Annotated in this window: 27 protein-coding genes; 19 read left to right on the forward strand and 8 right to left on the reverse strand. The window is 64.2% G+C overall.

Annotation, left to right across the window (positions count from 1 at the left end; translation table 11 throughout):
- Nucleotides 1–258 precede the first annotated feature (258 nt).
- Nucleotides 259–804 (reverse strand): cupin domain-containing protein, encoded by a 546-nt coding sequence (locus tag ACZYTC_RS14420; RefSeq protein WP_434955408.1) that lies wholly within the window; start codon nucleotides 802–804, stop codon nucleotides 259–261.
- 190 nt (nucleotides 805–994) lie between these two features.
- Here ACZYTC_RS14420 and hisD point away from each other — a divergent pair, with 190 nt between their 5' ends.
- The 6 genes from hisD (at nucleotide 995) to ACZYTC_RS14450 (ending at nucleotide 7,590) form a co-directional block, all read left to right on the forward strand.
- Nucleotides 995–2,296: a histidinol dehydrogenase gene (hisD, locus tag ACZYTC_RS14425; protein ID WP_441772788.1), complete on the forward strand. Its 1,302-nt coding sequence runs from the start codon at nucleotides 995–997 to the stop codon at nucleotides 2,294–2,296.
- Between the two features lie 165 nt (nucleotides 2,297–2,461).
- Nucleotides 2,462–3,511 carry an ABC transporter substrate-binding protein gene (locus tag ACZYTC_RS14430; RefSeq protein ID WP_434955406.1) on the forward strand — a complete coding sequence of 350 codons (1,050 nt, stop codon included), beginning with the start codon at nucleotides 2,462–2,464 and terminating at the stop codon, nucleotides 3,509–3,511.
- A gap of 235 nt (nucleotides 3,512–3,746) precedes the next feature.
- Nucleotides 3,747–4,811 carry an ABC transporter ATP-binding protein gene (locus ACZYTC_RS14435; protein WP_434955405.1) on the forward strand — a complete coding sequence of 355 codons (1,065 nt, stop codon included), beginning with the start codon at nucleotides 3,747–3,749 and terminating at the stop codon, nucleotides 4,809–4,811.
- A complete protein-coding gene (locus ACZYTC_RS14440; RefSeq protein ID WP_434955404.1) occupies nucleotides 4,808–5,983 on the forward strand; it encodes an ABC transporter permease in 1,176 nt (391 codons plus the stop codon). The genes ACZYTC_RS14435 and ACZYTC_RS14440 overlap by 4 nt, the downstream gene beginning before the upstream one ends.
- Entirely contained in the window at nucleotides 5,983–6,807 is an 825-nt protein-coding gene (locus ACZYTC_RS14445) for an ABC transporter permease (RefSeq protein ID WP_434959604.1), read from the forward strand. Before ACZYTC_RS14440 ends, ACZYTC_RS14445 begins: the two co-directional genes overlap by 1 nt.
- A gap of 336 nt (nucleotides 6,808–7,143) precedes the next feature.
- Nucleotides 7,144–7,590 (forward strand): NUDIX hydrolase, encoded by a 447-nt coding sequence (locus ACZYTC_RS14450; protein ID WP_434955403.1) that lies wholly within the window; start codon nucleotides 7,144–7,146, stop codon nucleotides 7,588–7,590.
- 49 nt (nucleotides 7,591–7,639) lie between these two features.
- Here the strand turns inward: ACZYTC_RS14450 and ACZYTC_RS14455 are convergent, their stop codons facing one another.
- Nucleotides 7,640–8,542: a LysR family transcriptional regulator gene (locus ACZYTC_RS14455; protein WP_488989860.1), complete on the reverse strand. Its 903-nt coding sequence runs from the start codon at nucleotides 8,540–8,542 to the stop codon at nucleotides 7,640–7,642.
- Nucleotides 8,543–8,715: 173 nt separating this feature from the next.
- Here ACZYTC_RS14455 and ACZYTC_RS14460 point away from each other — a divergent pair, with 173 nt between their 5' ends.
- Entirely contained in the window at nucleotides 8,716–10,134 is a 1,419-nt protein-coding gene (locus ACZYTC_RS14460) for an MFS transporter (protein WP_488989861.1), read from the forward strand.
- Between the two features lie 107 nt (nucleotides 10,135–10,241).
- Here ACZYTC_RS14460 and ACZYTC_RS14465 read toward each other — a convergent pair whose 3' ends face one another.
- Nucleotides 10,242–10,655 carry a VOC family protein gene (locus ACZYTC_RS14465; protein WP_434955400.1) on the reverse strand — a complete coding sequence of 138 codons (414 nt, stop codon included), beginning with the start codon at nucleotides 10,653–10,655 and terminating at the stop codon, nucleotides 10,242–10,244.
- Between the two features lie 107 nt (nucleotides 10,656–10,762).
- Between ACZYTC_RS14465 and ACZYTC_RS14470 the strand changes: the two genes are divergently transcribed.
- Nucleotides 10,763–11,245: a MarR family winged helix-turn-helix transcriptional regulator gene (locus ACZYTC_RS14470; RefSeq protein WP_481274015.1), complete on the forward strand. Its 483-nt coding sequence runs from the start codon at nucleotides 10,763–10,765 to the stop codon at nucleotides 11,243–11,245.
- Between the two features lie 39 nt (nucleotides 11,246–11,284).
- Here the strand turns inward: ACZYTC_RS14470 and ACZYTC_RS14475 are convergent, their stop codons facing one another.
- Nucleotides 11,285–11,863: a DUF1993 family protein gene (locus ACZYTC_RS14475; protein ID WP_434955398.1), complete on the reverse strand. Its 579-nt coding sequence runs from the start codon at nucleotides 11,861–11,863 to the stop codon at nucleotides 11,285–11,287.
- 86 nt (nucleotides 11,864–11,949) lie between these two features.
- Nucleotides 11,950–12,966, reverse strand: coding sequence for a polyprenyl synthetase family protein (locus ACZYTC_RS14480; RefSeq protein WP_488989862.1), 1,017 nt, complete (start codon nucleotides 12,964–12,966; stop codon nucleotides 11,950–11,952).
- 114 nt (nucleotides 12,967–13,080) lie between these two features.
- Here ACZYTC_RS14480 and ACZYTC_RS14485 point away from each other — a divergent pair, with 114 nt between their 5' ends.
- Both ACZYTC_RS14485 and ACZYTC_RS14490 read left to right on the forward strand, forming a co-directional pair.
- Nucleotides 13,081–13,305 (forward strand): putative signal transducing protein, encoded by a 225-nt coding sequence (locus ACZYTC_RS14485; protein WP_149251743.1) that lies wholly within the window; start codon nucleotides 13,081–13,083, stop codon nucleotides 13,303–13,305.
- Complete coding sequence (locus ACZYTC_RS14490; protein ID WP_488989863.1) at nucleotides 13,302–14,060, forward strand: tRNA1(Val) (adenine(37)-N6)-methyltransferase; 759 nt, start codon at nucleotides 13,302–13,304, stop codon at nucleotides 14,058–14,060. Before ACZYTC_RS14485 ends, ACZYTC_RS14490 begins: the two co-directional genes overlap by 4 nt.
- Before the next feature lie 8 nt (nucleotides 14,061–14,068).
- Here ACZYTC_RS14490 and ACZYTC_RS14495 read toward each other — a convergent pair whose 3' ends face one another.
- Complete coding sequence (locus ACZYTC_RS14495; RefSeq protein WP_488989864.1) at nucleotides 14,069–14,746, reverse strand: helix-turn-helix transcriptional regulator; 678 nt, start codon at nucleotides 14,744–14,746, stop codon at nucleotides 14,069–14,071.
- Nucleotides 14,747–15,043: 297 nt separating this feature from the next.
- Between ACZYTC_RS14495 and ACZYTC_RS14500 the strand changes: the two genes are divergently transcribed.
- The 7 genes from ACZYTC_RS14500 (at nucleotide 15,044) to ACZYTC_RS14530 (ending at nucleotide 22,810) form a co-directional block, all read left to right on the forward strand.
- Nucleotides 15,044–16,132: an ABC transporter ATP-binding protein gene (locus ACZYTC_RS14500; protein ID WP_488989865.1), complete on the forward strand. Its 1,089-nt coding sequence runs from the start codon at nucleotides 15,044–15,046 to the stop codon at nucleotides 16,130–16,132.
- Between the two features lie 132 nt (nucleotides 16,133–16,264).
- The gene (locus ACZYTC_RS14505) at nucleotides 16,265–17,428 is read left to right on the forward strand and encodes an ABC transporter substrate-binding protein (protein WP_488989866.1); all 1,164 of its coding nucleotides are present in this window, start codon (nucleotides 16,265–16,267) and stop codon (nucleotides 17,426–17,428) included.
- A 204-nt stretch (nucleotides 17,429–17,632) separates the two neighbouring features.
- Entirely contained in the window at nucleotides 17,633–18,496 is an 864-nt protein-coding gene (locus ACZYTC_RS14510) for an ABC transporter permease (RefSeq protein WP_441772779.1), read from the forward strand.
- On the forward strand, nucleotides 18,496–19,299 hold the full coding sequence (locus tag ACZYTC_RS14515) for an ABC transporter permease (protein WP_434955391.1): 804 nt from the start codon (nucleotides 18,496–18,498) through the stop codon (nucleotides 19,297–19,299). The genes ACZYTC_RS14510 and ACZYTC_RS14515 overlap by 1 nt, the downstream gene beginning before the upstream one ends.
- Nucleotides 19,300–19,331: 32 nt before the next feature.
- Nucleotides 19,332–20,093 (forward strand): SDR family NAD(P)-dependent oxidoreductase, encoded by a 762-nt coding sequence (locus ACZYTC_RS14520; RefSeq protein WP_434955390.1) that lies wholly within the window; start codon nucleotides 19,332–19,334, stop codon nucleotides 20,091–20,093.
- A gap of 387 nt (nucleotides 20,094–20,480) precedes the next feature.
- Nucleotides 20,481–21,728, forward strand: coding sequence for a dicarboxylate/amino acid:cation symporter (locus tag ACZYTC_RS14525; protein WP_434959603.1), 1,248 nt, complete (start codon nucleotides 20,481–20,483; stop codon nucleotides 21,726–21,728).
- 137 nt (nucleotides 21,729–21,865) lie between these two features.
- Nucleotides 21,866–22,810, forward strand: coding sequence for an amino acid ABC transporter substrate-binding protein (locus ACZYTC_RS14530; protein ID WP_441772778.1), 945 nt, complete (start codon nucleotides 21,866–21,868; stop codon nucleotides 22,808–22,810).
- A 180-nt stretch (nucleotides 22,811–22,990) separates the two neighbouring features.
- Here ACZYTC_RS14530 and ACZYTC_RS14535 read toward each other — a convergent pair whose 3' ends face one another.
- On the reverse strand, nucleotides 22,991–23,305 hold the full coding sequence (locus tag ACZYTC_RS14535; protein WP_441772777.1) for a hypothetical protein: 315 nt from the start codon (nucleotides 23,303–23,305) through the stop codon (nucleotides 22,991–22,993).
- A 301-nt stretch (nucleotides 23,306–23,606) separates the two neighbouring features.
- Between ACZYTC_RS14535 and ACZYTC_RS14540 the strand changes: the two genes are divergently transcribed.
- Together ACZYTC_RS14540 and ACZYTC_RS14545 are read left to right on the forward strand one after the other, a co-directional pair.
- Nucleotides 23,607–24,509, forward strand: coding sequence for a S49 family peptidase (locus ACZYTC_RS14540; protein WP_441772776.1), 903 nt, complete (start codon nucleotides 23,607–23,609; stop codon nucleotides 24,507–24,509).
- 30 nt (nucleotides 24,510–24,539) lie between these two features.
- Nucleotides 24,540–24,713: a hypothetical protein gene (locus tag ACZYTC_RS14545; protein WP_187829741.1), complete on the forward strand. Its 174-nt coding sequence runs from the start codon at nucleotides 24,540–24,542 to the stop codon at nucleotides 24,711–24,713.
- Between the two features lie 133 nt (nucleotides 24,714–24,846).
- On the opposite strand, the gene ACZYTC_RS14550 is transcribed toward ACZYTC_RS14545, so the two are convergent.
- Nucleotides 24,847–25,254, reverse strand: a complete 408-nt coding sequence (locus tag ACZYTC_RS14550) for a hypothetical protein (RefSeq protein WP_488989867.1) — start codon at nucleotides 25,252–25,254, stop codon at nucleotides 24,847–24,849.
- Between the last annotated feature and the right edge of the window lie 199 nt (nucleotides 25,255–25,453).

The raw sequence follows: 25,453 nt of genomic DNA on the forward strand, positions 1-25,453 counted from the left end.
ACCAGGGTGCCTGCCTGTATGGCTGTTTCGGCCATCAGGCCTCGGTTCTCAGAATGGCGCGCGATCATCCTTCCCCGACTTCGGGGAAGGTGCCGATGCGAAGCAGCGGCGGAAGGGGGAGAGTGGCGCCCATCTGTCAAATATGATCGACTGCGCCACTCTCCCCCACCCGACCCGGCTTTGCCGGGCCACCCTCCCCGAAGTCGGGGAGGGATTGTCGCGCTCTACTCGGCCTCGTTAGATTGCGTCCTTGATAGCCTAATAGGTCGGCGGCGTGATCGCGCTGACGATCTCGCTGCGCCCGTCCGAGATGTTGCGAAAACGGTGCGGCAGCCGGCTGTCGAAATAATAGCCATCGCCGGCACGGAGCACCTCGACCTTGCCGTCGACGGTAATCTCGATGGCGCCGCTCAGCACCATGCCGCCTTCCTGCGCCGAATGGGCATAGGCCTCGCCTGAATCGGCGCCGGGCGCGTAGGTCTCGTGCAGCAGCAGCATGGACTTGTTGGGATAATCGAGGCCGATGACGCGATGGGAGATCGCCTCCGGCTGCCCGATCTCGGTCAGGTCGGCGGCCCGGTAGAAGGGGCTCTGCGGCAGCGCGGATTTGAGATCGATGAAGAAGCCCGGCAGCGTGGTGCCGAGCGCGTCGAGAACCGCTCTCAGCGTGTCGAGCGAGGGGCTGATCAGGTCCCGTTCGATCAGCGAGACCGAGGAGTGCGAGACACCCGAGCGCAGGGCGACCTCCCTGACGCTGAGCTTGCGCCGGTGGCGCAATTCGCGCAGCTTGTCTCCGATCTTCATCGTCCCTCCTTGGGCATGGCATCACGCAAGTGGTGAATATATTGAACGAGCCAGTCTGGGGCAATTGCGCCGGGCGCTTGCGGCGGCAAGTCTTTGGGCATCTCGCTTCCCAAGGCATTTTCCAAGAAGTTGATCGACTTCCTGATTCAGAAAATGCGCCAAAACAAAGAATTAGAGAAAAAGGCCACCAATGCTCGACGCCACCATCCAAGCTCGCATCACACGCATCAAGGCACCGGGACGCAGCGCCCTCACCGACAATGCGTCCGTGGAAGCCACCGTGAAGCAGGTCGTCGACGAGGTGCGCAAACGCGGCGATGCGGCGCTGCGCGACTATTCGCGCGAGTTCGACAAGGTCGATGTGGAGCGCTTCGAGGTGACCGCCGCCGAGCGCCAGGCGGCCGTGGATGCCCTCGACCCGCAGACCCGAGCCGATACCGAATTCGCCATCGAGCGGGTGCGCGCTTTTGCCGAGGCCCAGCGCGCCACGCTGCTGCCCTTGGAGATCGAGGCCCTGCCGGGCCTGCATCTTGGCCATCGCATCATCCCGATCGCCCGTGTCGGCGCCTATGTGCCCGGCGGGCGCTATCCGCTGCTGTCGGCGCCGGTGATGACCATCGTGCCCGCCAAGGTCGCCGGCTGCGACGAGGTGATCGCCTGCCTGCCGCCGGGCGCTCACCAGGCCATGATTGCCGGCTGCCACCTCTCCGGCGCCGACCGCATCTTCCGGGTCGGCGGCGCCCAGGCCATTGCCGCCATGGCCTATGGTACCGAGAGCATCCCGGCCGTCGACAAGATCTTCGGCCCCGGAAATGCCTTCGTCAACGAGGCCAAGCGCCAGGTCTTCGGCCTTGTCGGCATCGACCAGCTCGCCGGCCCCAGCGAGATCTTCGTGGTGGCCGACGAGACGGGAGACGCGGTCACCATCGCCGTCGATCTCCTGGCGCAGGCCGAGCACGACGTACGCACGCGCGTCGGCCTGATCACCACGGACAGGGCCCTGGCCGAAGCGACCCTGGCCGAGGTCGAGCGCCAGCTCGCCAACCTGCCCACCGCCAATGTCGCCGGTCCGGCGTGGCGCGACTATGGCGAGATCGTGCTGTGCGAAGACGAAGGGGCCATGCTGGCCTATTCGGACTTTATCGCTGCCGAACATCTTGAGGTGCACACGCGCGATGCCCACGCCACCGCAGCCAGGCTGCGCAATTACGGCTCGCTGTTCATCGGCGTCTCGGCCAGCGTGGTCTATTCGGACAAGTGCTGCGGCACCAACCACACCTTGCCCACCATGGGCGCGGGGCGCTACACAGGAGGCCTGTGGGTCGGATCCTACCTCAAGACCTGCACCCATCAGTGGCTGGACGATCGCGGCGTCGCCGCAGTCGCCCCGCCGGCCATTCGGCAGAGCGCCAGCGAGGGGCTGGAAGGCCATCGCCGGGCGGCAGCCCTGCGCCTCGCTCCCAAGCAGCTGCTTGCGGAGATCGGCGTCTAATTTTTTCACCGGAAGCGGGCGCTGCCATTGCCATTGGCGGGCTCGCGGGTTCCGATGCGACAATTCCATGCGGCGGTGAGCCGCGTGCAACAGACGAAGCGGGTCCTTCCTCCGGGAAAGACACTGCGACGCAAACCAGAGACCGAACCAGTGGGGAAGACCGCAATGCGCTTCAAACACCTCCTTCTTGCCTCCGGCATCGCCTTGGGCACCGTCCTCGCCGGCGTCGCCAGCGCTTCGGCGCGCGACCTCACCGTCGTATCCTGGGGCGGGAACTACCAGGACGCCCAGCGCAAGATCTATTTCAAGCCCTTCTCCGAGAAGACCGGCAAGCCGGTGCTCGACGAGGCCTGGGACGGCGGCATCGGCGTACTGCAGGCCAAGGTCAAGGCAGGCACGCCCAATTGGGATGCCGTGCAGGTCGAGGCCGAGGAATTGGCGATCGGCTGTGCTGACGGCATCTACGAGCCGCTCGACTGGAACAAGCTCGGCGGCAAGGACAAGTTCATCGACAGTGCCGTCAGCGATTGCGGCGTGGGCGCCATCGTCTGGTCAACCCAGCTCGCCTATGACAGCGACAAGCTGAAGGAAGCCCCGAAATCCTGGGCCGATTTCTGGGACACCAAGAAGTTTCCGGGCAAGCGCGCCTTGCGACGCGGCCCCAAATACGCCCTCGAATTCGCGCTGATGGCCGATGGCGTCGCCCCCAAGGACGTCTACACGGTGCTGCGCACGCCCGAGGGCGTCGATCGTGCCTTCAAGAAGCTCGGCGAGATCAAGGGCGACATGGTCTGGTGGGAATCGGGCGCCCAGCCGCTTCAGCTCCTGAAGTCGGGCCAGGTGGTGATGACCTCGGCCTATAATGGCCGCATCACCGGCATCAACAAGACCGAAGGTACGCACTTCAAGGGCGTGTGGCCGGGCTCGATCTACGCCGTCGACAGCTGGGTCATCCTCAAGGGCAGCCCGAACAAGGATGCGGCGATGGACTTCATCGCCTTCGCCAGCCTGCCGGAGAACCAGTCCAAGTTGCCGCAGGACATCGCCTACGGCCTGCCGAGCAAGGCCGCGGCCGCCCAGGTGCCCGCCGATCTTGCCGTCGATCTGCCGACCTCGCCGGCCAACATGACGGATTCGGTCTCCATCGACACCGAATTCTGGAATGACAACATCGAGGATCTGACCAAGCGCTTCAACGCCTGGCTCGGGCAGTAGGCCCGTCCTTTCTCCAGCATGCGCCTGCTCTCGGGCACCAGCCTTTGTCGTTGCCGGGCTTGACCCGGCAATCCAGGACCGCTTTCAAGGTTGAGGCGAGGCACTGGATGCCCGGGTCGAGCCCGGGCATGACAAGGCTGCGTTAATGCCGGCTGGGTTGCGTCTCGATGTCCGTGTGGACATCGCTCATTCCAACTTCCCAAGGCCCGCGCCTGGAAGGAGCTTTTCGGATCCGATGGACTCGTTCATTCACTTCGACGGTGTCAGCAAATCCTTCGGCACGATGAAGGTCGTCGACAATCTCGACTTCCATGTCGGCCAGGGCGAATTCGTCAGCCTGCTCGGCCCCTCCGGGTCGGGCAAGACAACCCTCCTGATGATGCTGGCCGGCTTCGAGGCACCCAGCAGCGGCGCCTTGCTCGTCGACGGCACCCGCGTGGAGAACCTGCCCTCCTACAAGCGCAACATGGGCGTGGTCTTCCAGAACTACGCCCTGTTTCCGCATATGAGCATCGCCGAGAACGTCGCCTTTCCGCTCAAGATGCGCGGGATCGGCCGGGCGGAGCGTGACGCCCGGGTGACCAAGGCGCTCGACCTGGTTCGCCTCGGCCATCTCAAGGACCGCAAGCCCTCCCAACTCTCGGGCGGCCAGCAGCAGCGCATCGCTCTCTCGCGCGCCCTCGTCTACGAACCCAAGGTGGTGCTGATGGACGAGCCGCTCAGCGCACTCGACAAGCAGTTGCGCGAGCACATGCAGCTCGAGATCCGCGAGCTGCATCGCAAGCTCGGCCTCACCGTGATCTTCGTCACGCATGACCAGGGCGAGGCCCTGACCATGTCGGACCGGGTCGCCGTGCTCAATCTCGGCAAGATCGAGCAGCTCGACACGCCATCGGGCCTCTACGACCGTCCGCGCACGCGCTTCGTCGCCGAATTCATCGGCGAGACCAATTTGCTCGACGGTACCCTGAAATCCTGCTCGGACGGCCTGGCCACCGTCGAGCTCGCTTTGGGACCGACAGTCTCCTGTCGCACCGAGCTTTCGCCGAAGCCGAGTGCGCAGGTGCTGGTCTCCGTGCGGCCCGAAAGGCTACATCTGAGCGATGCGCCGACCCTGGCCAACAGCCTGCCCGTGCGCGTCGAGGATGACGTCTATCACGGCGACCATGTCCGGCTGCATCTGTCGAGCGGCGAACGCCGCCTCGTGGCCAAGGCCGATAGGCGCGAGGCGAGCCGGGCCATCGGTTCCGAGGTCCATGTCGGCTTCGCGCCCGACGACTGCACGCTGGTCCTGCCATGACGGCGGCGGCGCGGCTCAAGGCCGCTCTCCTGGTGCTTCCCCTCATCGCCTTTCTCGGCATCTTCTTCCTGTGGCCGCTCGGCATGATGATCGTCACCTCCGTGCAGGGCGGCACCGTGCGTCATGCCTTCCCGCTGACGGCGGAGGCGATCGCCGGCTGGAAGGGCGACGGCCTGCCGCCGGCCGAGGTCCAGGCCGCGCTCGCCAAGGATCTGCGTACGACGATCCCCCAGGAGCAATTCGGCGATGCCGTGCGCGCGCTCAACAGCCAGCAGGCGGGCTTCCGCACCCTCTTGCCGAAGACCGCCACTGCCGTGCGCAACGCCCCCGAAAACAGCCCGCCTCCCCTCGCCGGCATCGATCCGCGCTGGGGGCAGCCTGCCTTCTGGCTGGCGCTGAAGCGCTCGATGCCGTCCTACACGGATGCGAACCTCCTGGCTGCGGTCGATCTCAAGCGCGCCGATGACGGCAGCATCGCCAATGTGCCTGCGGATATGGCCGTAAACCGCATGATCATGCTGCGCACCTTCATGATCGCCCTGCAGGTGACGCTGCTCTGCGTCGCCATCGGCCTGCCCTTCGCCATGCTGGCCGCAAGCCTCTCGGGCTGGAAACGCAATCTCCTGCTGCTCTCCGTGCTGCTGCCGCTCTGGACCTCACTCCTGGTGCGAACCGCCGCCTGGATGATCCTGCTGCAGGAGAACGGGCTGATCAACCAGACGCTGAAGGCCCTCGGCCTGATCGATGCCTCGCTGCCGCTGATCTACAACCGCACCGGCATCCTCATCGCCATGACGCATGTGCTACTGCCCTTCATGGTGCTACCTGTTTATGCTAGCCTCGTCGCCATTCCGCGCAATCTGATGCCGGCCGCCGCCTCGCTCGGCGCCCCCCCGCTGCGGGCCTTCAGCCACGTTCTCCTGCCGCTGGCCATGCCGGGCGTGCTCTCCGGCTCGCTCCTCGTCTTCATGGTGGCGCTCGGCTACTACATCACCCCCGCTTTGGTCGGCGGCCCGAACGAGCAGATGATCTCCTCGGTAATCGCCTTCTATGCCACCGGCACCGCCAATTGGGGCATGGCCGGCGCGCTCGGCATCTTCCTGCTGGTGCCGACCACGGTGCTCTACCTCGTCTATGGACGGCTCTCGCGCACGCCAATGGTGCAGCCATGATGGGATTGGGCAAGAATTCCTTCAACGCCCTGCGCCTTGCCTTCGGCGCGCTGATCGTGGCGTTCCTGGTCGTCCCGCTGGCGGCGATCCTGCCGCTGGCCTTCACCGACAGCGTGTTCCTGACCTACCCGATGACGGGCCCCTCGACACGCTGGTTCGATACGCTCGCCACCAGCGACGCCTGGCAGCGCTCGATCGTCAACTCCATGATCGTGGGCTCGGGCGCGACGGTGCTGTCCACCGTGGTTGGCACGCTTGCCGCCCTCGGCCTCAGGCGCAATCTGGTGCCGTTCTCGGGCGTGCTGCGCTCGATCTTCCTGCTGCCCATGGTGGTGCCGGCGGTGGTGCTCGGCGTCGGCATGCAGATCCTCTATGCCCGGCTCGGCCTCGCCTCCTCCTATGCGGGCGTGATCATCGCCCATGCCGTTTTGTGCGTACCCTTCGTGCTGGTCAACGTCTCCGGTTCGCTTGCCAGTATCGATCCGGCACTGGAAAAGGCGGCGGCCAGCCTCGGCGCTTCGCCCGGCACCGTCTTCCGAGCCGTGACCTTCCCGCTCGCTCTGCCCGGCATCCTCACCGGCGCTGCCTTCGCCTTCGCCACCTCGCTCGACGAGGTGGTGATCACCCTGTTCGTCGCCGGCCCCAACCAGACCACGCTGGCACGGCAGATGTTCTCGTCGCTCAGGGAGAACATCAGCCCGGCCATCGCCGCAGCTGCCTTCCTGATCATCGTGATCACGCTGATCCTGGCAGTCGCCGTGAAGGGAGCCGCGATCCTGGCTTTGCTCGGCAAGCGCAAGCAGGTCCTGCCGGCTGAGGAATGATACCAAGTTCGAGGAGATAGGCTCCTTCCGGGAGCGCGGACGCCAAGACATGCAGGCATGTCGCTGTGACGTCCGCGCACCCGGAAGGACCATCGCTCGACATATTCGGCACGCCATGAGGCACCCCCTGCCCGGCGCGTGCGTCGTGTCACGCCGGCATAGCGGTGCTTGAGCAAAGATATCGGCAAGTCAGTCGCGTAGGAGCCTTTGCTCCACCATAGCGTTTTGTGATTCCTGGCGGCATCGCCAAGAATCGCAAAGACGCGAGGAAACAAAGAGTTAGAGCAAAGCACGTTCCCGTCCCAACGCGCTTTGCCCTGGAAGCGTGAGAGTACCATGCCGAGTACCGCCACCGACATCCTGCCCAATCCGACGCGCCGCCAGGTCGCGGCCTTGCCGCTTCGCGAAAAGGACGGTCGCATCGAGGTCTGCCTGGTGACCACCCGCACTACCCATCGCTGGACGGTGCCGAAGGGCTGGCCCATCAAGGGCCGCAAGGATCATGTCGCCGCGCGCATCGAGGCCGAGCAGGAAGCGGGGCTGACCGGCAAGCCGCGCAAGAAGGCGCTCGGCTCCTTTATCTATTGGAAACGTCTCGCCGACCGCTTCGAACTGATCAAGGTGAACGTCTATCCCCTGCGCGTCACCGGCATGCTGCCGGCGTGGAAGGAACAGGCCGAGCGCCGCGTGCAATGGATGGGCCTCGGCGACGCCTCCATCATCGTGGACGATCCCGGTCTCGCCCGGCTGCTGTCCGGGCTGAGGCCGGCCATGGCACCGTAGGATGTCCCTCTTTTTGGATCGCAGGCATCCCATGAAATGATGAGCCGGCCTAACCGGCAAGCTGCTCCATGCAGACCTTTCGGACGCAATCCCTCAGCCAGCGATGCGCCGGGTCGGCATCGAGCCGCGGGTGCCAGAGCAGAGAAATCGTGATCTCCGGCAAGGCAAACGGCAGCGGGAAGCAGAACAGCCCGGCGCGCAGCCGACCGGTGGAACGCTCGGGCACGGTGGCGATCAGGTCGGTCGAGCGGGCCAGGGCCAGGGCTTCGGCAAAACCGCTGACGATCGTGGCAATGTTCGGCTTGAGGCCAAGCGCTTCGAACCTGCCGTCGACAGGCCCCCGATAGAGGGCTCGGCGAGAAATCAGAACATGGCTTCCGCCGGCATAGCGCTCAGGCGTGACCAGAGCCTCGCTCAGAGGATGCCCCATCCTGACGACACCGACGAAACGATCGCGGAACAGGGCCTGCGCCCGCACCTCCGGTCCCATCGAATCGCCGATCACGCCCGTCTCCAGATCCACGCTGCCGTCCCGCAGAGGCGTGCTGTCCTTGTCGACTTTCGGCACGAACCGGAGCGTGACCCCCGGCGCCTGTTCGCGGACATGAGCAATGAGATCGGGTCCGAAATTCTCGACGAAGCCCTCCCGGTTGCGAAGGGTGAAGGTTCTCGTGAGCTTTTTCAGGTTGAGCGCTTCTACCGGACGAAGAACGCTTTCGACACTCTGGACGAGTTGGCCGACGCGTTCGCGCAGTTCCAGAGCCCGCGGCGTCGGCACGAGCCCGCGGCCGGCCCGAACCAACAGGGGATCACCGGTCGTCTCGCGCAAGCGGGCCAGGGCCCGGCTCATCGCCGAGGGGCTGAGCCTGAGGCGGCGGGCCGCTCGGGCGACACTGCCTTCCGTCAGCAGAACGTCGAGCGTGATGAGAAGATTGAAATCGGGAAGCGACATGGGTCGATCATAGCATCCAAAGTCAATTATGGCATGGCGTCTGATGCACGAATGAAGTGCAAATGATGCGCATTCCGCCATGTCAGGCACAGGCCTATCTTTCGGTGGTTCCACCTTCGAACCGACGGAAGACGCGATCCATGCCGAAATCAGCCACCAGAGACGATGGACGAATGCATGAAAAGGCCACGCCCAAGTTCCACGGAGCGCTTGCCTGCCTTTCCCTCTGCATCCTGCTGTCGTCCCTGGGCACCAGCATCGCCAATGTCGCCCTGCCGACCTTGGCCACGGCCTTCTCGGCCTCATTCGAGCAGGTGCAGTGGATCGTGCTGGCCTATCTGCTGGCGATGACCACTTTGGTCGTCAGTGTCGGCCGATTGGGGGACATCGTCGGGCGGCGCAGGCTGCTGTTGGCCGGGCTCGCCCTGTTTACGCTGGCTTCCGCTTCCTGCGCAGTGGCGCCCACATTCGGGCTGCTGGTCGCGGCTCGCGCCGCCCAGGGCCTCGGCGCAGCCATCATGGCGGCTCTCGGCATGGCTGTTATCGGCGAAGCCGTTCCCAGGGAAAGGACCGGCAGTGCCATGGGGCTGCTCGGTACGATGTCGGCCGTCGGCACCGCTCTGGGGCCATCGCTCGGAGGCCTCATGATTTCCGCCTTCGGCTGGCGGAGCATCTTCCTCGTCAATGTCCCCCTGAGCCTCCTGGCCTTCTATCTTGCCCATCGATTCCTGCGCGAGGACGGCGGCAAATCCCGGGATGTCCGCAACAGCTTCGACAGCCTCGGCACGCTGCTGCTGGCCGCAACGCTCGCCGCCTATGCCCTGGCCATGACCACGGGACGCGGCACTCCCGGCTGGATCGGCACGAGTCTGCTGCTGGCAACCGTCATCGGCGGCGGTCTCTTCCTGCTGGCGGAGGCACGTGTCAGCTCACCCCTGATCCAAGTGGCCGCCTTCCGTAGCGAGGAGCTGAGCGTCAATTTGGCAACGAGCGCCCTGGTCGCGACGGTGATGATGACGACCTTCGTGGTCGGGCCATTCTATCTGTCCAGCGTCTTCGCTCTCGACGAAGCTGAAATCGGAGCGGTGATGGCGGTCGGCCCGGTCCTTTCCATCCTGAGCGGCGTGTTTGCCGGACGCATCGTCGATCGCCTGGGTGCGCCTCGCCTGATCCTTATCGGCCTCACCGAGATGGCAGTCGGAGCCATCGCCCTGTCCATGATGGGCCCGGCGTTCGGCGTCGCCGGCTATATTGCCGGCATCGTCATCCTGACGCCGGGCTACCAGCTTTTCCAGGCCGCGAACAACACCGTCGTCATGGCCGGTATCCCAGCGGACCGGCGAGGCGTGACATCGGGCCTCGTCAATTTGTCGCGCAATCTGGGCCTGATAACCGGGGCTTCGGCCATGGGAGCCATCTTCCGTTTTGCCGCCGGAATGGGCGACATCGCCAAAGCCCCTTTGGAGGCCGTCGCCTTCGGCATGCAGGCGACATTCGCCACCGCCGCCTTCCTGATCGTGGTTGCGATTATCCTGGCTGCGGGAACGCGCATTCTGGCGGGACGCGCCGCGCAGCCACAGGATGTCCCCTGAATTGCGGGGTGCAGGTGAAGCCCAAGCACAAGTTTCACCCCCTGGAGGTATCGGCACTTCCAAGAGGAAGTGCCGATACCTCCAGGGGAGGGTGATGCATTCGCGCCTCAGCCCTGCGGCGCCATCGCAGCGGGATCCATCCACACGATTTCCCAGACATTGCCGTCGGGATCCTCGACGCTGCGGCTGATCATGAAGCCATGGTCCTGCGCCGGGTTGGGATCGGCGCGCCCGCCCGCCGCCGTGGCGCGGGCCAGCGTCGCATCCACACCATCGCGGGTGTCGACATTGAGGGCGATCAGGGCCTGGCTCCACTGGCGCGCATCACCGATCGGGCGCTTGGTGAACTGACCATAGCGCTCATGGGTGAGCAGCATCACGACGATCGCATCCGAAAGCACCACCGATTTGGTCTGCTCATCGGAAAATTGCGGGTTCACCTCGCCGCCCAGCGCGACATAGAATGCAGTTGCGGCGGCAAGATCGCGCACCGGCAGATTCAAGAAAATCATCTTGGCCATCACTTCCTCCTTCACCGAATGGGCGAGTTGATTTATTATCTCGCTATGATGTTAGTAGACGAAAGGTATCTTAATGTCAAGATACTTTTCGTCAAGAGAACCTGCCGATGGACCGCGCCGATATTGCCGTCGAACAATGGGCTCGCGAACGCCCCGACCTTCCCTCCTTGCCGATGGCGGTGTTCGGCCGCTTGTCCGATGCGTCCGAACGGGTGCTGCGCGACCATATGAACCCGCTCTTCGCCGCCGCGGGCCTGCAGCCCGGCGAGTTCGACGTGCTGGCTACGCTGAGGCGTTCGGGCGAGCCCTATATGCTTTCGCCGACCCGGCTCTACGAAGCGGCGATGATCTCCTCGGGCGGCATGACCAATCGCCTCGACAGGCTGGAACACGCCGGCCTGGTCGAGAGGCGCCCCGATCCCAATGACCGCCGCGGCAAGCTGATCGCCCTCACCGAGGCCGGCAAGGCCGTGATCGACGAGACTATCGCGCGCCATGTTGCCAATGAGGAGCGGCTGCTGTCGGTGCTGACGCGGGCCGAGCAGGAAACCCTCGATGGCTTGCTCCGAAAGCTGATCACCGCCCTTTGACGAGAGGCTCCGGCTGCTGCGCAGCCAGGCGCGCATGCTTCAACCGGGTAGCCGCTGCATCAGCGGCTGCGGCTGCGCCGGCATCTCCGGCACCAGGTTGAGGCCGGCTTCATACTGGTGGAAGCCGTCGAAATCACCCTTGCCGATCGGGCAACCGGCAAGGCGCAAGAGTGAATAGGCCATGCCGAGATGAAAGAAGAAGTTCGGCAAGGCATATTGAGTGACGAATTCGACGGCCTTGGCCTCGAACACCGCCTGGCCGGCCTTCTCCCGTACGAGCCTGGCTTCCCCGCCGGCAAAATCACGCCGCGAGACGTTTTTGAGCCGCGCGATGGTGTTTCCCAGCAAGAGGCGGATGTCCTCGATCGATTCGATCGGGCCGTCATCGAGCATGATCGGTTGCTGCAGCACCGGGTTGATGGCCCGGATGGAGAAGCCCAGCGCGATGCGAACCTGCCACTTCAAAGGGAACATGTTCGGCTGCAGGGCCAGGTTGAGGACCTCCGCCTGCTCAGTGCCCCGGAGCTGCAGATGCTCGGCCGTCTTGTCGAGGATCGCGTCGAGATTGGTGAGATAGCGCAGGAAAACCGGAACGGAAACGTCGAAAAGATCAGCCATGGGCTTGCTTCCCTGGACGGCCTCGGACCGCCCGCATAAATACGCTTGTCGAGTTCCGCATCCGGCCAAAAGGGGCCGGCCGGCGCTCAGTGAGCGCGGCCGATACAGAACTCCACCACATCCGCCAGGGCCGATTTCATCGGACTGTCGGCGAACAGCGCCAGGGCATCCTTGGCCATGGCCCCATAATGACGGGCGCGCTCGATGGTATCTTCCAGCGTCTTGTGGCGGCGCATCAGGCCGATGGCGTGCTCGAGATCGGCTTCCGTGATCTCGCCGCGTTCCAGCGTGCGGCGCCAGAAATCGCGCTCGCCCTCATTGCCGCGTCGGAAGGCCAGCACCACCGGCAGGGTGATCTTGCCCTCGCGGAAATCGTCGCCGACATTCTTGCCGAGCTTGGTGTCCGAGCCGCCATAGTCGAGCGCATCGTCGACGAGCTGGAAGGCAATGCCGAGATTCATGCCGAAGGAACGGCAGGCGGCCTGCTCATCCTTGGGGCGCTCGGCCAGAACCGGGCCGACTTCGCAGGCGGCCGCGAAGAGCTCCGCCGTCTTGCCGCGAATCACCGCCAGATATTCGTCCTCGGTGGTCGCCGTATTCTTGGCGGCGGCAAGCTGGGCCACTTCACCCTCGGCGATCACCGTCGCAGCGGTCGAGAGGATGTCGAGTGCCTTGAGCGAGCCGACTTCCACCATCATCTTGAAAGCCTGGCCGAGCAGGAAATCGCCGACCAGCACGCTCGCCTCATTGCCCCACAGTATGCGCGCGGCCGGCTTGCCGCGCCGCATATCGCTCTCGTCGACGACATCGTCGTGCAAAAGCGTGGCCGTATGCATGAACTCCACGGAGGCGGCCAGCTTCACATGCCCCTCGCCCTGGTAGCGGGCAAGCTGGGCAGTCGCCAGGGTCAGGATCGGGCGCAGTCGCTTGCCTCCGGAAGAGATCAGATGGTTGGCGACTTCAGGAATCATCGTCACCTCCGACCCCGTCCGCGACAGGATGGTGGCATTGACCCGCGCCATATCCGCCTTGGTCAGGTCGACGATCGGCTGGATCGATCCTTGCGACCCGGATTTGTCCTCGAATGCGACAACGACGCCCAATACATGCACTCCGTTTTGCCGGCACCATAGAAATGCGTGGCTCCCCATACAAGCTCGCAGTTGTCGCGCCAACAAGCACATTGCAATTGTTGCGATAATCGCAACCATTGCCGCATGGAAGAAATCGTTCGTACCAATGATCCCGTGCTGATCTCCTATATCGAGGCCCTGCTCACAGAGGCAGGCGTGGTCCATCTCGTGCTGGACACCCATATGAGCGTGCTTGAAGGCTCGCTCGGCATGATCCCGCGCCGCATACTGGTCGACACGGATCAGAGCGTGCTGGCGCGCCAGCGGCTGACCGAGGCCGGCCTCGGCAAGGAGCTGCGCACGCCGTGACCGCAACCGAGACCACACTCTCGGCTTTTCTCGGCGGTCGGCTGCAGCTCTCACAGCCGGCCCGGGGCCATCGGGTCGGAACCGACGCCGCCTTGCTTTCGGCCTGTCTTTTGCCGGCTGCGGGAGAGATGGTCTACGACCTCGGTGCGGGGATCGGCGCCGCCGGCCTCGGCCTTGCCGTCCGCTGCCTGCAATGTCGCGTCACTTTGGTCGAGATCGATCCGGTCATCGCGGCATTGGCAGCCGGGAATGCTGCGCGCAACGGCCTTGCCGAACGGGTGGCCACGATCGAGGCCGACGTCACGCAAAGGCCGGCAAAGGGCCAGGCCTTGCAGCCCGGCACGGTCGACCATGTCATCATGAATCCGCCCTTCCATCTTCCCGGCACGATTCGCCCGGCACCCGATGCCTATCGCGCCGGCGCGCATGTGCATGGCGAGGCCGATGAGGAAGCCTGGATCCTCTGCGCCCTCGCCCTCCTGCGCGCCAAAGGCAGCCTCGCCCTCATCCACCGCGCGGATGCCCTGCCCCGGCTGCTGGCCAGCCTCGACCGGCGCTTCGGCGACATCCGGGTCAAGCCCGTGCAGCCGAACGCCGGCGCGCCGGCCGTCCGCCTGCTCATCCGCGCCGTCAAGGGTTCGCGCGCGCCCTTCCTCCTGCTGCCGCCGCTGATCCTGCATGACGAGAACGGCGGCTTCACCGCAGAGGCGGAGGCCCTGCATCGCGGTGAAGCCTTGATCGACTGGCAGGCCTAGCCTGGAGGCTAGCCAGTCTCGTTCAAAAGCGAGAGGAAACGGGCGAACAGGCCGGCCTGGGAATGGATGCCGAGCTTGTGGTGAATGTTGCGGCGATGCACCTTCACTGTGCCCACTGAGATATGCAGAAGGCGGCTGATCGAATCCGACGAATGCCCCTGCAGCACCAGATTGACGATTTCGCCCTCCCGCGCCGTCAGCGACTGGCTGGCCCATAGGCGGGCGCGATCGAAATCGCTGCCCGGCAGCGGCAATGTCGCCATCCGGCTGCCGGTCTCGCCGAACTCCGGCAGGTCGCGCCAATGCTGGGCGCACAGCGCGAGGACGATCGGCGCCAGGTCGCGCAGGCCGCGCGCCTCGGCGGTGCCGAACGGCCCCGACCCCGCCAGGCGCATCAGCGACAGCACCACCGAAGTCTGCTCGGGGAGCTGCACGAAAAAGCCCACCTCCTCGGCAAGGCCCGTCTGGCTGTAATAGGAGCGGAAATATTCGCTCGTATAGAAGCGGTCGGGCGCCAGCTCGCGCATGCGCCGGAAGCCTTCGCAGCCCCCGATCGCAGCCCGATGAAAGGGATCGAGCAGATAGGCGCCATCCTGATAGAGGGCGACGAAGATATGGCTCTCGGCCGGCGAAAAGGTCTCGTACAGCATCGGCGGCCGAGCCGAGCCGCGATAGGCGAACACCACGCTGTGGTCGAAACGCGCATGCAGGCCGAGCCAGGCCAGCAGGGCGCGCGCGAAGTCACCCGAGCCGGTGCGACCCGCGGTTCCTATCGCCTCCGCCAGCGCCGTGGATGCCGCCAGATTATGCCTGGTGCCGCCGATTTCTACCCCCTGTGCTGAACAAACATGCAGTATATACCCCCTGGTAGGTATATACGAGATGAAATCGGCTCTGCTAGCTTTCCTTTCGCAAAAGCCGAAAAGCAAGAATGAACCGGCCAGATCGAAACGGCTTGGCAGCGACCGAGGGGACAAGCGCGGATGAACGACAGGACCTCGCCCGATATCGAATTTCGCGCCGTCGCCAAGCGCTATGGTGAGGTCACCGCGGTGCATGGCATCGATCTCGCCATCCCCAACGGGGCCTTCGTCGCTTTGCTCGGCCCCTCGGGCTGCGGCAAGACCACCTGCCTGCGCATGATCGGTGGCTTCGAACAGCCAAGCAGCGGCCAGGTGATGATCCGCGGCCAGGACATGGCCGGCACGCCGCCCTATCGCCGCCCGGTCAACATGGTCTTCCAGCAATATGCCCTGTTTCCGCATCTGACCGTCGGCGACAACATCGCCTATGGCCTGCGCCAGGCGCGTCCGCGCCTGGCTGGTTCGGAGATCGCCCGGCGCGTCGACGAGGCCCTCGCCATGGTGCGCCTCTCCGGTTATGGCCGCCGGCGCATCCACGAGCTCTCCGGCGGCCAGCAGCAGCGTGTTGCCCTGGCCCGGGCCCTGGTCAACAAGCCCGCCGTACTGCTGCTCGACGAACCGCTCGCCGCCCTCGACAAGAAGCTGCGCACCGAGATGCAGCTCGAACTGCAGAATCTGCAAAGGTCCCTCGGCATCACCTTCGTGCTCGTCACTCATGACCAGGAAGAGGCGCTCTCGATGAGCGATCTCGTCTGCGTGATGAACAAGGGCCGCATCGTCCAGACCGGGGCACCCAGCCAGATCTATGACGATCCGGCCGACCTCTTCGTTGCCGATTTCGTCGGAAAGTCCAATTTCCTCGACGGCAAGGTCGCCGAGGTCGACGGCAAGGCGGCCAGGATCGTGCTGGCCGACGGCACCATGCTCCAGGCGCGAAGCCATACCCCGCTCCAGCTCGGCCAGGCCGCGCGCATCAGCATCCGTCCCGAAGCCATGCGCCTAGAGGCCGGCGAGGGACCGAGCCTGCGGGGCACCGTGCACAACCGCATCTTTCTCGGTTCGACCGCCGAATATGCCATCGACGTCAAGGATGTCGGCACGGTGCTGGTCGCCGCCGACCATCTGGCCCATGGCCCCGGCCTCAAGGGGCCGGGCGACAGCGTCTCGATCGGCTTCGCACCGGGAGCGCCGTTGGCCTTCGCCGCCTGAACGACGATAGAGCAAAATGACTTTATCTTCGAATTGTCACCTTCGCTCTAACTCTTTGTTTTAACCCATTTTCTTAATCGAGAAGTCGATCTAAAAGCCGCGCAAAGCGGCACCACCAGAGGGAAATGAGCCATGTCGAAATCCTATCGCGACGGCCTGCCGATCTCCGCCCAACACTTTGTCGATCAGCTCCTGCGCTACCGGAAGGGCTCGATCAGCCGCCGCCATTTCCTCGGCGCCACCGGCCTCGGTATGGCGATGGCCGTGCTCGGCCGGGAAAACGGCATCTTGCCCGCTCCCGCCCATGCCGCCGGCGAACTCGGCGACAAGATGTCGATCGCCACCTGGCCCAATTATCACGACCCGCAGACCTTCGTGAACTTCACCAAGGCGACGGGCGTCGCCGTCGAGGTCAACGTCTTCGGTTCCAACGAGGAGATGCTGGCCAAGCTCCAGGCCGGCGCCACCGGCTGGAGCCTGTTCGTGCCGACCAACTACACCATCTCCACCTACAAAAAGCTCGGCCTCATCGACGCCATCGACCTTGCCAAGCTGCCGGCCTATAGCGCCCCCACCGAGGATGCCCGCTTCACCGCGGAGGGCACCATCGACGGCACGGTCTTTGCCGTGCCGAAGAACTGGGGCACCACCGGCTTTGCGGTGAACACCCAGAAGCTCGGCAAGCCGCTGGCAAGCTGGAAGGATTTCTGGGACACCGCCATGGCCGAGGGCTCCAATCGCACCATGGTGCATGACTACCAGCTCACCACCATCGGCAACGCCTTGAAATATTTCGGCTATTCCTTCAATTCGCTGAAGCAGGACGAGCTCGCCAAGGCCGAGGAACTGCTGATCAAGGCCAAGCCCCATCTCTATGCCGTGTCCTCCGACTATCAGCCGCCGATGCGCGCCAACGATGCCTGGATGACGATGTGCTGGACCAATGACGGAGCCCAGCTCAATCGCGACCTGCCCCACATCAAATATATCCTCGGCAAGGAAGGCGGCGAGATCTGGACCGACTTCTACGCCATTCCCAAGGACGCGCCCAACAAGCCGGCCGGCTACGCCCTGCTCAATTATCTGATGACGCCGGAAAATGCGGTGAAGGAGCACATCGCCAATGGCGCGCCCTGCACGGATTCGCGTGTCAACGCCCTGCTGCCCAAGGAATTTCTTGCCAATCCCATCCTCTATCCGGCCGCCGACCTGCTGAAGCCTCTGGAATTCGGGGCGGCGGCGACACTGACCGATCCGAACCGGGCCGAGCTGATGGCCCGTTTCAAATCGGCCTGAGTGCCCCCTGGTGATCGCTGGAGACAAGGCCGCTCCGTCATTCCCGGCCGAGCACAGCGAGGGGAAGGGAATCCAGGGGCAGCACGACGCCCCTGGCCCTGGATTCCCTTCCCGCCACCTGCGGCGGCGCCGGGAATGACAGCATCCTCACACCGAGCGCATTTTGCCAACAATGCAGCTCGCCCTTCCACTGGAACCTCATCCGTGGCCTCCTCCCGCGCCCGCCGCACACTCGTGACGACCCTGCTGCTCGCCCCGGCGAGCGCCTGGCTCGTGGTCTTCCTGGTGCTGCCCTTCATCGCCGTGCTCGTCTTCAGCGTCGGCGAGCGGGCGCCGGAGGGCGGCTACCAGGCCGCGTTCTCTTTTGCGCAATATGCCAATCTCGGCGCACGCTCCACTGCCTTCTGGAACACCGCGATCCTGGCGCCGGCCGGTGCCTTCGCCTGCCTGCTGGTGGCCTATCCCGTCGCCTATTACCTCGCCGTCAAAGCGCCGCCACGCTGGCGCCTGATCCTGCTGGCGCTGGTGGTCATCCCATTCTGGACCAGCCTGCTGATGCGCAGCTATGCCTGGATGTACATCCTCGGCTCGCGCGGCATCCCGGCCTTGCTCGATCTCATCGGCATTGCCGATATCCGGCTCCTCAACACGCCGGGCTCGGTGCTGGTCGGCATCGTCTATGGCTACCTGCCGCTGATGATCCTGCCGATCTACGTCAGCCTCGAGCGGCTCGACCGCCGCCTGCTCGAAGCCTCGGCCGACCTCGGCGCCAGGCCCGTCTCGACCTTCCTCGGCGTGACGCTGCCGTTGTCCCTGCCCGGCGTGATGACCGGCTTCAGCCTGGTGATGATCCTGCTGCTCGGCGAATATCTGATCCCGACCTTGCTCGGCGGCGGCAAGGTCTTCTTCATCGGCAATGCCCTGGTCGACCTCTTCCTGCAATCGCGCAACTGGCCGTTCGGCTCCGCCATCGCCGTAACGCTGGTGGTCGCCTCGGTCGTGGTGCTCATGATCGCCAACCGCATCACGGCACGCGTATCGGGCGCCCGGCAGGTGGACCTGATCTGATGAGAGCCTTCGTCGCCGCCGTCTTCGCCTTTCTCTATCTGCCGATCGGGCTCCTCGTCCTGTTCTCCTTCAACGCCGGCCGCAACGCCAGCGAGATCGTCGGCTTTTCGACGAAGTGGTACGGCACCGCCCTCGCCAATCCCTTCCTGATGGAAGCCCTGCGCAACAGCCTGATCGTCGCCTCCAGCAGTGCACTGCTGGCGGCGGTGTTCGGCACGATGGCGGCCCTCGGCCTGTCGCGCGTCGGCACGCGAACCCGCCTCGTCTTCGATGCTCTTTTCGGCGCCGCGATCGTGGTGCCCGGCGTGGTCATCGGCATCGCCACGCTGGTGGCGCTGGTGCAGGTTTTCGCCTTCGCCAATCCGCTGCTCGCGGCGATCTGGCCGGGCGATGCCCCGCCCAGGCTCGGCCTCGGCTATGGCTCGATCATCGCCGCGCACGGCCTGTTCTCGATGGCGTTGGTCACCATGATCGTACGCGCGCGCCTCGGCAGCCTGAGCCGCGACCTGGTCGAGGCGTCGAGCGATCTTTACGCCACGCCCTTCACCACCTTCCGCTCCATCGTGCTGCCGCAGATCTTCCCGGCCATCCTGGCGGGATTCCTGCTGTCCTTCACCTTCTCTTTCGACGATTTCATCGTGGCCTTCTTCGTCGCGGGCCCGCAGACCACCCTGCCCATTTATGTGTTCGCCTCGATCCGCCGCGGCGTCACGCCCGAGATCAACGCCATCGCCACGCTGGTGCTGGTCGCCTCGGTGCTGATGGTGCTGCTCGCCCAGTTCCTGCTGCGCAAGCGCCAATAGCGCCCCTGCTCCCCATCATCGAGTGAATGACCATGATCCTGGAAAGCCGCATCGCCGTCGTCACCGGTTCGGGCTCGGGTATCGGCCAGGCCGGTGCCCTTGCCATGGCGCGCGAAGGAGCCGTCGTGATCGTCGCCGACCGGGACGCCGCCGCCGGCGAGGCGACCGCCGACAGGATCCGCACGCAGGGAGGCCGTGCCGAGGCTGTAGCCACCGATGTGGCTGACGATGCGGCCGTCGAGCATCTCGTTCGCAGCACGCTCGATCGCCATGGCCGCATCGACATCCTGCACAATCATGCCGGCATCCAGATCGGCGGGCCGCTCACCGATGTCAGCCTCGATGGGTTCGACGCCTCCTGGCGCATCAATGTCCGCGCCCATTTCCTTGCGGCCCGGCTCGCCATGCCGGCGATGATCGCGGCTGGCGGTGGCGTCATCCTCAACACCGCCTCCAATTCCGGCATGTTCTACGACCGGGAGATGATCGCCTATGCCACCTCCAAGCACGCCGTGGTGGCGATGACCCGCCAGATGGCCCTCGACTATGCCCGGCACAAGGTGCGCGTGAACGCCCTCTGCCCCGGCTGGGTCGACACCCCCTTCAACGAGCCCTTCATCGCCCAGATGGGCGGCCGTGCCGCCATCGAAGCCTATGTCCGCGAGAAGATCCCGATGGGCCGCTGGGCCACGGCTGAGGAGATCGCCGAGGCCATCCTCTTCCTGGTCTCGGATCGCTCCGCCTTCATGACCGGGCAGGCCCTGGTCGTCGACGGTGGAGAAAGCATCGGCTGAGCCGCCACCGCAAGTTCACCGGTCAGCACCGCCGTTCCGCCGCACTGTCCTGCGCGAAGCCTGCACCACGGGCGGTATGGTCCTGCCTCGCGTTGACCAAAGTGAACGCTCCTGTTTTTCGAGCAAAACATCCCGTCAATATTCGACAGGAAATGTGCCGGTCGACATCTGCAAAAGCGCTTTGAAAAGGCTTGACTCACGCGGCCGGCTGGAGTGCAACTATGTCAATAACATGACAAATCCGTTGCAAATTTTTGGCAAGCGCCCTTTCAAACGCCGTTTGTCTGATAATTTGCCCCAGAGAAATCTCGCTTGTCTGCATCCCGCCGGATGCAACCGTTAGGTCAAATGAGGGGGGTCAACTTGAATAAGAATTTCATCTACGTGATGATAGGCCTTGTACTGGGCATCGCGATCGGTATCGCCTGCTTCTATTCCTTCCCCGACAAGAAAACGGCTGTCTCGGTCGCCGACTACATGTCCCTGGTCAGCGCCGTCTTCCTGCGCCTGATCAAGATGATCATCGGCCCCCTGGTTCTCACGACCCTGATCGTCGGGATCGGCCATATGGGCGATGCCGCGACGCTTGGGCGCGTCGGCGCCAAGACCATGGCCTGGTTCATATCGGCTTCGATCGTGTCGCTGCTGCTCGGCCTGCTGATGGCCAATCTCCTCCAGCCCGGTCATGGCATCGTCATCGCCGATCAGGCCGCGAACACAGCCAATCTCTCCTCCGAATCCTTCAGTTTCAAGAACTTCGTCGAACACCTGGTACCGACCTCGCTGTTCAAATCGCTGGCCGAGGGCGAGATTCTGCAGATCGTGGTGTTCTCGATGTTTGCCGGCGTCGCCATCATGGCCCTGGGCGAGCGCGGCAAGCCACTGATCCAGCTGGCAGACGATATCGCCCATATGATGCTCGTCATCACCGGCTATGTGATGAAGGTCGCCCCCTTCGCCGTATGCGCGGCCGTTGCTTCGGTCATCACCAAGTCCGGGCCGGGCGTTCTCCTCAACTTCGCCAAGTTCCTTGGGGGCTTCTACCTGACTCTGGCCATCTTGTGGGCACTCCTGCTCGGCGTCGGCTATTTCGTGCTCGGCGGACGTATGACCAGCCTTGTCAGCCGCATGCGCGAGCCCTTCCTCCTTGCCTTCTCCACCGCGAGTTCGGAGGCTTCCTATCCGAAGATCCTCGACCAGCTCGAGCGTTTCGGTGTCTCCAAGCGCATCGCCAGTTTCGTGCTGCCCTTGGGCTATTCGTTCAATCTGGACGGCACCATGGCCTACACGACCTTCGCGACATTGTTCATCGCGCAGGCCTATGGCATCGAACTCTCGATTGGTACCCAGTTGACCATCGCTGCCGTGCTGATGCTCACCTCCAAGGGCGTGGCCGGTGTACCGCGTGCCTCGCTGGTGGTGATCCTCGCCACGCTGCAGCAGTTCAAGATTCCGGAGGCCGGCCTGTTCCTGATCATCGGGATCGACCAATTCCTCGACATGGGCCGCAGTGCCACCAATGTGATCGGAAACTCGCTGGCGGCCTCTGCAGTCGCCAAGTTCGAAGGCGATCTCGGCCCGGAGAAGGACGACATCGGCGTGGCCGGTGCCACACCCGCAGGCGCTCACGCCTGAACGCCTGGCGGCGGCATCGGCTGCGATGCCGCCGCCCTCATCGAGCATCGTTTGTGCCGCCAATCGCCTCTTGCGTCGCGGCACGCCGCATGAGGGCGGCGCCGACCGGCGGCCGCCCGGATTTTCGGGAGAGATCCTTGAACAAACTCATTCCGCTCACGTTCGCTATCGTGATGGCGGCAATCGGCATCGCCAGGGCCGAAGACATGATCGGCGAGGACCTGTCGGCCGCGCCCAAGCAGCAATATTTTCCGCTCGAACTGTCCGGCACCCTTTTGAAGGCGAACAGCACCGGTGCCATCACCATCGGCTATCGCGACGCCTCCTTTCCCTTCTCCTTCAAGCGCCCGGACCAGGCCGGACCAGAGGGCTACGCCATCGAGTTGTGCAAGGGCGTGGTGGAGGAGATCTCGCGCGAACTGCACGACAAGCCGGTGCGCATCGACTACAAGCTCGTCACCTCCGATACGCGTATCGAGGCCGTGACATCAGGTGAGGCCGATCTCGAATGCGGCTCGACCACTGCCAATCTCGAGCGCCAGAAGAGCGTCTCCTTTTCGCCGATCACCTATGTGGCCGGCACCAAGCTCCTGGTCAAACGCGATTCCGGCATCCACACCTACAAGGACCTGCACGGCAAGACCCTGGTGGTGACAGCCGGCACCACCAATGAAGCCGCACTGAAGCAGCTCAACGACAAATACAAGCTTGGCATGATCATCGCCTCGGCTCCCGACCACCAGCAGTCTTACGACATGCTGGCGGCAGGCAAAGCCGATGCCTTCGCGACCGATGACGCCCTGCTCTATGGCTTTATCGCCCGCAATCACGCCCAGAAGTCATTGGCCGTCGTCGGGGATTTCATCACCTACGACGCCTATGGCATCATGTTCCGCCGGGAAGATCCGCTGATGGCCGAAGCCGTCAGGCGAGCCTTCGCGACCATGGCCGAACAGGGCAAGCTGGTCAGAACCTATCGCAGATGGTTCCTCCAGCCCACTCCCACGGGGGAGAACCTCAACCTGCCTATCTCCCTGCAGTTGACCGAAGCCTGGCGGGCACTCGGCATCGACGAGTTCTAAGGCATCCGCTCTGCGCATGAAGAAACACCCCCGAACCAAGATCGGGGGTGTTCATATTCACGCCCTCGAGCAAAGCGCGTTCAGACGGAGCATCGCTTTGCTCTCACTCTTTGGTCCGACGCATCCTTGTGATCCCTGGCGATGCCGCCAAGTCGCGAAACGCCTTGGACGAAACGTTCGTTAGCGCCAGCAGACGCGACGGTTCACCCAGCGCCAGCCGTAATAGGTGTGCACACGCACGCGCTTCACCCGACAATAGCGGTGTGGACGTGGACGCCAATGCGGGCGGCCGTAGTGCGGACGGCCATAATGCGGGCGACCGCGGTGATAGACCTTCTGTGCGGCATCCGGTGCCGGGGCCGACTGTTCGATGGCCTGGATCACGCCGGCATTGGCTGCCGGATGAACCACCGCGGCCTGGACCGACTGCACGGTCATGGCAGCGCCCCCCATGCCGAAAGCCAAGGCGGCCGCTAAAGCGAGCTTGCGAAACATTCGTTCCTCCTGCGATTCAGATCGGCGAAAGCTCGACCCAACCCCGACGGGCCAGCTTACTATGATACTAACTGCCAGAACCGGGAAGGTTCCAGGGGAGTGGCGACTATCTCTCGCTCCTTCCCGCTTTCACTATCCCATCATCTGCTGAATGCCACTTGATCGACCCGTTCATCCTGCATTCAGCAGATGCCGCAGCCTATCGTCCCGCCGGGATTTCGTGCCTATATGCGGCAAAGGCGGTCATCACCTTCTCGTGAGGCCCGCCGCTTCATGCTGCACAGGAAAAGGCGAAGCCGCGTTGACGACACCTGATATCCCGCAATCGGACAATCTGTTGAAGCGAAGTGTCGGCCGGATCCGGCGGTTGCTGCCCGAGAAGTGGCGCCACCCGGCTCCCGTGGTTGCCGTCCTTCCGCTCTCGGGCACCATTGGCACCGGCTCGCGTTTCAGCGCCAGCCTGAACATGACCAAGCTCGACAAGCTCATCGACAGCGCCTTCGCGGTAAAAGGTGCCAAGGCGGTCGCATTGGTGATCAATTCGCCCGGCGGCTCGCCGGCGCAGTCGCATCTGATCATGCGCCGCATCCGGGCCCTTGCCGCCGAGAAGAAGCTGCCGGTCTTCGCTTTCGTCGAGGATGTCGCCGCCTCCGGCGGCTATATGATCGCCTGCGCTGCCGACGAGATCATCGCCGACCCAGCCTCGATCCTCGGCTCCATCGGCGTGGTCTCCGCCTCGTTCGGCTTCGACAAGCTGATCGAGAAAATCGGGGTCGAGCGCCGTGTCCATACGGCCGGGCGCTCCAAGACGATGCTGGACCCCTTCCGCCCCGAAAGACCCGAAGATGTCGAAAGGCTGGCCACCCTGCAGCGCGACATCCACGATATGTTCATCGCCCTGGTGAAGGAGCGCCGAGCCGGCAAGCTCAAGGGCGAAGACGATCAGCTCTTTTCGGGCGAGTTCTGGCTCGCGCCGCAGGCGATCGAGTTCGGCCTTGCCGATGCGATTGGGGACATCCGGTCCGTCATGCGCGCGCGCTACGGCGAAAAGGTGCGCTTCAAGACCGTCTCGGAGTCACGTGGTCTGCTGGGCCGGCGCCTTGGTCTGGGCGCCCATTTTTCGGCCGCCGAAAGTGAGCAATTAACCGAAGGCGTACTTGCCGCACTCGAAGGGCGTGCAATTCGTGCCCGTTTCGGTTTATAGTTACGAAATGATGAATGAAGAGGGCCTGCCATGCATCCTGTCGTTCTAGCAGTCGCCAGCCTCGTTGGGACCGTGGTGCTTGTTCGCCTGGTCAAGCGCGAATGGGAGCGAGTGAACAACGAACTCTACAAGCCCCAGCCCGTTCGGCAGGAAGCCATCAACCTGCGCCGCGACCCGCGCAGCGGCGTCTATCGCCCGGATTGAACCGGAGGACGGCAGACCTGGTGCTGCCTCCCGGCATGGCACATGCCTATGTGCGGCCGCTCTTAACGCCAAGCCTATCAGACGCGTCGAAGCAGGTTCTTGCGAACCTGCTTCTTTGTTTTGGGACGCTCGATCAATCGAAATTGCGGATGACCCGGCAATGCTTGCGCATCGGCATCGTGCGGTCCTCGATGACGCTGCCGTCATCCAGCACTACCTGGCGCCAGACATTGGTGCAGCGCGTCTGATCGACGAATTTGGTCTGGATGCGAACCACGGGCGGGCGTGGCGGCGGATTGCAGACATGGGTGCGGCAGGGCGGCGGGTTCGCGATGATCAGGCGGGCCTCGGGTGAGATGCCACCACCGCCACCACCACCACCGGAAGGACCCGAGCTGGCGCCGCGACCGCCGCCGTTCCCACCGTTGCCGCCCGCACCGGGGCCGGTGGATGCGGCAAAGGAGGTGGTGATGGAGCCGACCACCGAGCCGAAGATCAAGGCTGCGATGAGACCGGTACGAAGAAGGGATTGCCTGGACATACTACTCTCCTGGGATTTGGTTGTACGGGATCGGTTGATGTGTCCCGTTGCATCCCTTGTCTCATGAGAGCTTCCCGGCAGCTGTGCGGACAGGCACAGGATCGCGCGCTGCACAAACAGGTTTCCCCAGTGTCGATCTTGCTCTAAGGGTCGGGCTGACGTCTGTACCGGCGGAAACACCTTCCCCGGCACGGCTTAT

This window comes from Labrys sp. F242, assembly GCF_057813875.1.

Coding starts and splice junctions, on each gene's coding strand:
- ACZYTC_RS14525 (WP_434959603.1), top strand. CDS start 20,481: ATGATAGGCCTTGTACTGGGCATCGCGATCGGTATCGCCTGCTTCTAT.
- ACZYTC_RS14535 (WP_441772777.1), bottom strand. CDS start 23,305: ATGTTTCGCAAGCTCGCTTTAGCGGCCGCCTTGGCTTTCGGCATGGGG.
- ACZYTC_RS14545 (WP_187829741.1), top strand. CDS start 24,540: ATGCATCCTGTCGTTCTAGCAGTCGCCAGCCTCGTTGGGACCGTGGTG.
- ACZYTC_RS14445 (WP_434959604.1), top strand. CDS start 5,983: ATGGGATTGGGCAAGAATTCCTTCAACGCCCTGCGCCTTGCCTTCGGC.
- ACZYTC_RS14440 (WP_434955404.1), top strand. CDS start 4,808: ATGACGGCGGCGGCGCGGCTCAAGGCCGCTCTCCTGGTGCTTCCCCTC.
- ACZYTC_RS14550 (WP_488989867.1), bottom strand. CDS start 25,254: ATGTCCAGGCAATCCCTTCTTCGTACCGGTCTCATCGCAGCCTTGATC.
- ACZYTC_RS14450 (WP_434955403.1), top strand. CDS start 7,144: ATGCCGAGTACCGCCACCGACATCCTGCCCAATCCGACGCGCCGCCAG.
- ACZYTC_RS14475 (WP_434955398.1), bottom strand. CDS start 11,863: ATGGCTGATCTTTTCGACGTTTCCGTTCCGGTTTTCCTGCGCTATCTC.
- ACZYTC_RS14515 (WP_434955391.1), top strand. CDS start 18,496: ATGAGAGCCTTCGTCGCCGCCGTCTTCGCCTTTCTCTATCTGCCGATC.
- ACZYTC_RS14485 (WP_149251743.1), top strand. CDS start 13,081: ATGGAAGAAATCGTTCGTACCAATGATCCCGTGCTGATCTCCTATATC.
- ACZYTC_RS14505 (WP_488989866.1), top strand. CDS start 16,265: ATGTCGAAATCCTATCGCGACGGCCTGCCGATCTCCGCCCAACACTTT.
- ACZYTC_RS14470 (WP_481274015.1), top strand. CDS start 10,763: ATGGACCGCGCCGATATTGCCGTCGAACAATGGGCTCGCGAACGCCCC.
- ACZYTC_RS14465 (WP_434955400.1), bottom strand. CDS start 10,655: ATGGCCAAGATGATTTTCTTGAATCTGCCGGTGCGCGATCTTGCCGCC.
- hisD (WP_441772788.1), top strand. CDS start 995: ATGCTCGACGCCACCATCCAAGCTCGCATCACACGCATCAAGGCACCG.
- ACZYTC_RS14455 (WP_488989860.1), bottom strand. CDS start 8,542: ATGTCGCTTCCCGATTTCAATCTTCTCATCACGCTCGACGTTCTGCTG.
- ACZYTC_RS14420 (WP_434955408.1), bottom strand. CDS start 804: ATGAAGATCGGAGACAAGCTGCGCGAATTGCGCCACCGGCGCAAGCTC.
- ACZYTC_RS14460 (WP_488989861.1), top strand. CDS start 8,716: ATGCATGAAAAGGCCACGCCCAAGTTCCACGGAGCGCTTGCCTGCCTT.
- ACZYTC_RS14430 (WP_434955406.1), top strand. CDS start 2,462: ATGCGCTTCAAACACCTCCTTCTTGCCTCCGGCATCGCCTTGGGCACC.
- ACZYTC_RS14500 (WP_488989865.1), top strand. CDS start 15,044: ATGAACGACAGGACCTCGCCCGATATCGAATTTCGCGCCGTCGCCAAG.
- ACZYTC_RS14520 (WP_434955390.1), top strand. CDS start 19,332: ATGATCCTGGAAAGCCGCATCGCCGTCGTCACCGGTTCGGGCTCGGGT.
- ACZYTC_RS14435 (WP_434955405.1), top strand. CDS start 3,747: ATGGACTCGTTCATTCACTTCGACGGTGTCAGCAAATCCTTCGGCACG.